Annotated in this window: 1 protein-coding gene and 1 pseudogene; both read right to left on the bottom strand. The window is 42.9% G+C overall.

Features of this window, described 5'->3' with window-relative positions:
* Window positions 1-624: replication protein P (locus tag HMPREF2644_RS06520; protein WP_070828338.1), on the bottom strand; the 624-nt coding region annotated here is incomplete at its 3' end.
* Window positions 609-794, bottom strand: a pseudogene (locus HMPREF2644_RS09140) (helix-turn-helix domain-containing protein); the annotation flags it as partial. The pseudogene HMPREF2644_RS09140 and the gene HMPREF2644_RS06520, both read right to left, overlap by 16 nt.

Raw genomic sequence — 794 nt, forward strand, 5'->3', positions numbered from 1 at the left:
CCCTTTCATCATTGCCATCAAGCTATCGCGCGCCTTATCAGCCTTCGCTTTATCGTAAAAACTTGGCTTTTCAGGAATCATTTTCGGAATATCCTCAAAAGGAAAATTCGACCGCACTTTTTCTGCCGCTTTTGTGAGTAATTTCGGAATAGCTTTCAACGTGTCCTCTTCCGATTTTTTCTTGCACTTTTCGTACAGATTTTTAAGCAACCAAAATTCCACTTTTGAACGATATTGAAATTCATCCCGATTGAATCGGGCATAGCCTAAGAAAGTGTTATAACGTTGGTATAATTCCGCTTCGTTCGGTAAACCTAGTGCGTGATAGTCGTAGGCTTTGCACCAATAAACAAACAACCCTACGCTAGGTAAAAATTTATCAAGCGATTTTTCCGCTTCACAAATCCCATTCTCCAACTGAGGTCTCGTAATTTTTTCTCGTACCAACACACGCAACCAAGTTTTTTTAGCAGAGAGATAATCCGCTTCGGTTTCAAAGGCTGCACGCCAACCAGGAAAAATCGATTTAAGCTCTTGAAAGAGCCAGTTAATCGTCTCTTCCGCACGCTGTGTGCGTTCTGGTGGGAGCGTGTTAATTTGGTTTTGTGTTATGGAATTTGCCATTGTGTACCGTCCACTATGAAATTCATTCCTGCAGACCAGCCTGTCTGCGTATCGTCAAATTTGGGTTTGTTGCGGTGTGATTGCCCTAAGTGCGGTGAATTTGGTCGCAGTTTTTCATCACGCCAATCCCACGATGCGTTAAATCCCTGCCAGTTGCGTTCGATGCAAAT

The organism is Haemophilus sp. HMSC071C11 (assembly GCF_001837655.1).
Lineage (GTDB): Bacteria > Pseudomonadota > Gammaproteobacteria > Enterobacterales > Pasteurellaceae > Haemophilus > Haemophilus influenzae.